The sequence below is a fragment of the Daejeonella sp. genome (assembly GCF_044232565.1).
Lineage (GTDB): Bacteria > Bacteroidota > Bacteroidia > Sphingobacteriales > Sphingobacteriaceae > Daejeonella.
Map to the genome: position 1 here is coordinate 1 of NZ_JBIILQ010000265.1, position 3,617 is coordinate 3,617.

Annotated in this window: 4 protein-coding genes; all 4 read left to right on the forward strand. The window is 38.2% G+C overall.

Going from position 1 to position 3,617, the window contains the following annotated elements; translation table 11 throughout:
* The coding region (locus ACILQF_RS11730) for an efflux RND transporter permease subunit (RefSeq protein ID WP_395627591.1) at window positions 1–299 on the forward strand (299 nt) is incomplete at its 5' end.
* A 25-nt stretch (window positions 300–324) separates the two neighbouring features.
* Window positions 325–1,533 (forward strand): TolC family protein, encoded by a 1,209-nt coding sequence (locus ACILQF_RS11735; RefSeq protein ID WP_395627592.1) that lies wholly within the window; start codon window positions 325–327, stop codon window positions 1,531–1,533.
* The gene (locus tag ACILQF_RS11740; RefSeq protein ID WP_395627593.1) at window positions 1,511–2,827 is read left to right on the forward strand and encodes an efflux RND transporter periplasmic adaptor subunit; all 1,317 of its coding nucleotides are present in this window, start codon (window positions 1,511–1,513) and stop codon (window positions 2,825–2,827) included. Before ACILQF_RS11735 ends, ACILQF_RS11740 begins: the two co-directional genes overlap by 23 nt.
* Window positions 2,827–3,617, forward strand: a 791-nt coding sequence (locus tag ACILQF_RS11745; RefSeq protein ID WP_395627594.1) for an efflux RND transporter periplasmic adaptor subunit, incomplete at its 3' end; no start/stop codon positions are given. The genes ACILQF_RS11740 and ACILQF_RS11745, both read left to right, overlap by 1 nt.

Below are 3,617 nucleotides of genomic sequence, written 5' to 3' on the forward strand. Positions count from 1 at the left end.
GAAACTCAAGTGACACAATCAGCAAAGAAGATTTGCGTGATTATGTGATTATGGGGGCTGCCAAGAGGCTTAGACCCAAAATTATGACCGTATGTGTGGCATTGTTTGGTTTAATTCCTGTGTTATGGTCGGGGGGCGTGGGCAGCGATGTAATGCAGCCTATAGTTTTGCCCATGATTGGAGGGGTTTTAACTTCATCAACACATATTTTATTGGTTACTCCTCTTATATTTTTAATGACGAAGGAGTATGAATTAAGAAAATTTGGAAAACTGGAGGTACATGATGTTAAACATTAAAAAGATAGGTCTTATATTGCTTTTTATGAGCTCTAAGCTTGCTTTTGGGCAGCTTGTTATGAGTTTAGATCAGATATTGGAAGAGATACAATCTAAAAACGTCGGACTAAAAGCCTACGACAATCGCATTCAAAGTAAAGATGCAAAGGTTGAGGGCGCAGGGGCCTGGATGGCACCTATGGTTGGGGCCGGTACATTTATGACACCTTATCCTTTTTCGGGAATGGGAGGGGACAGTGATCGTGGAGCATTGATGATTAGTGCTGAGCAGGATATTCCTAATCCCGCCAAGGTAAAAGCAAAGCGGGAATACCTTGAAACACAATCGTTGAGCGAGGTACATGCTCAATCTGAACTTTTTAATCAATATAAGGCTGGAGCTAGGCAGCTATATTTTGGGCTACTGATTGACTACAAGAAAATCAAGTATCAAGAAGAGAATAAACGCATCATGGAAACCATGAAGAAGCTTGCGGAAATCCGATATCCTTTTAATCAGGGGGGATTAAATCAGGTTTTTAAGGCTGAAGGACGAGCATTTGAGTCGGAGAACATGATTTTAATGACTGAGTCTAGTATACGGTCAAAAAAAATCGCACTCAATACCTTAATGAATCGGTCTGCTGATCTGGATTTTCAAATTGATACCTCTTTTAAGGTAGTATTTGTGCCAAAGGCTGATTTGGACACTGCTTATTTCGCTAGTTCAAGAAGTGATATTTTACACATGGAGCACGATATTAATACCATGAAAAAAAATATTGTTCTGATGAAGCAGGAGGCTAAACCGGATTTAAAACTTCGTTTTGATCATATGTCTAATTATTCGACCATGATGCCGCGACAGTTTACCGTGATGGCTATGCTTTCCATTCCGATAGTGCCTTGGGCCTCCAAAATGTATAAATCTGAAATAAAATCAATGAGCTTTGAGCAAGAAGCTATGCGCCAGCAAAAGTCAGCCATGCTCACCGACCTATTGGGTATGAGTCGAAGCATGGAAAATGAACTTTTTGCAATGCAGAAGCAATTAGCTAATTATGAGCAAAAAATTGTACCATCCCTACAGAAATATTTGAAGGTCTCAATTTTATCTTACCAAGAAAATAAATCAGATTTAAATACGGTAATTGATGGCTGGGAGGCATTAAATATGGCACAAATGAATTACTTGAATCAATTGGAGAAGTATTATCAAATGATTGTTGATTATGAGAAAAATATTGAAAGGTAGTACCGGGATTTTTATAGTTTTTTTATCCTTGCTTCTAGCATGTAATCAAAATAAGGAAGCTTCAGCACCCATCAGCTACACGTGCCCGATGCATCCTGAAATTTTGAATGAGGGTGCTGGCATTTGTCCGATTTGTAAAATGGATCTGGTGCCAAAATCGAGTGGTTTAGGACATGATTCGGCTGATAAGTCCTTAAATTCTTTGGTAAAGCCTAGCAATGAGTTAGTAATCTCAGGCATTAAGACCGTAAATCCCCAAAAGGGAAAGCGCAAGGCAGATTTAAGCCTGAAAGGACTAATAAACTACAATTCTAATCAATGGAAAACTGTTTCTGCACGTGTAAGCGGCCGAATTGAGCGTTTGTACGTAAAATATGGATATCAGCAGATAAAAAAGGGCCAAAAAATAATGGATATTTATAGCCCCGATTTACTCAATGCCCAGCAGGAGCTTCTTTTTCTTAAAAATAATTCAGAACCTATTTTACTTGAATCAGCCAAGAAAAAATTATTGTATTTAGGTTTAAATCAGCAGCAGATAAATCAAGTTTTACGTAGTGAAATTATAAATCCAACGGTTTCGGTGTATAGTCCCTATTCAGGGTATGTTGCCGAATTGGATCTAAATAATATGGCGGGTTCTAGTTCTTCTAATCAAGCTGGGGCAACAAGAATAAGTTCGGATAGTGAATCTGGAATGAGTGAAATGAATTCAGGATCTTCAGCGGTAGCGCTACCATCGGTAAAAACTATTAGTAGGGGGCAGAGTTTTCAGCTTAGAGAGGGGCAATATGTTAATGCTGGACAGAAATTATTCAGCTTGGTTAATACAGAGCAAGTGTGGGTCGAATTTTTTGCTGATTCTGATCAATTGGAGGCTTTTAAAAGAGGAACTAACATCAAAATAAAAGCAGTTGATCGTGCAAGTCAGCAGGCAGAAGTTAAAGTAGATCTTGTACAACCCTACTATCGCGAAGGCTTGAATTATTCACTGATAAGGGCTAATTTATCAAATGCTGGTAGTTTGTGGAAGGTGGGGCAACTTATTAATGTCCATAAAGAAACTGAGCTCGAGGGTAATTGGATACCAAGAACATCCGTGTTGCAGCTCGGTAAAAATAATATAGTTTTTGTTAATCGTAATTCGGCATTCATCCCTGTTTATGTAAGGGTTAATGCAATAGCCGAAAAGTGGATTGATATCGGCAATAGTTTAAGTGCTGATCAAAAAATCGCCATCAATGCCTGGTTTTTAGTGGATACTGAAAGTTTTATTAAAGTGGAACGTTTATAATGAAAAGAATTATTTTACTTGGTTTTTTCCTGCTTTTTATAGGGTTTTTGCAATTTTCTTGCAAAAATACGGAACATAATAAGAATGCATATACCGGCAATTTTACTTGTCCGATGCACCCCCAAATTATTAATAATAAACCCGGGTCTTGTCCGATTTGTGGAATGGATCTCGTCCAGGTAAATGCCGCAGGTGGCAAAAATGAGTTGACATTGAGCGACAGCCAAATACAATTGGCCAATGTTAGTACAATGCCTATTAGAAGTTCTTCTTTTAGCACTTCAAAGGTTTTGAATGGCCGCTTGATTATTGATCCGGAGCGTACAACAGTTATATCTAGTCGCTATTCAGGAAGAGTTGAACGGTTGTTTATAAGGGAAACCGGAATTAAGATTAAGAAGGGGCAGCCTCTCTTTCAGATTTATAGTGAGGAGCTAAAAACTTTGCAACAGGATTATTTGCTTCAAATAAAACAGCTAGCAGCCTTTCCAAACGAGAAAATTTATAGCACTATGCGTGATGCAGCAAAAAATAAATTGCATCTTTTTGGGATGAGCGAATCGCAAATAAAATCATTGGATTTGGGTTCTAAAACATCAGCCTTGCTAACCGTTTTTTCAAGTGAATCTGGTATGGTTACTGAATTGGGTCTCACAGAAGGTCAGTATGTTGCTGAAGGTGCTCAGGTTTTAAAATTGGAGAACTTTGATCAGCTATGGCTCGAAATGGATGTTTATCCTTCAGAAATTGTCGACATTAAAATTGGAACAAAAGTTAAGGCATTGGTAAA

Coding starts and splice junctions, on each gene's coding strand:
- ACILQF_RS11735 (WP_395627592.1), top strand. CDS start 325: ATGAGCTCTAAGCTTGCTTTTGGGCAGCTTGTTATGAGTTTAGATCAG.
- ACILQF_RS11740 (WP_395627593.1), top strand. CDS start 1,511: ATGAGAAAAATATTGAAAGGTAGTACCGGGATTTTTATAGTTTTTTTA.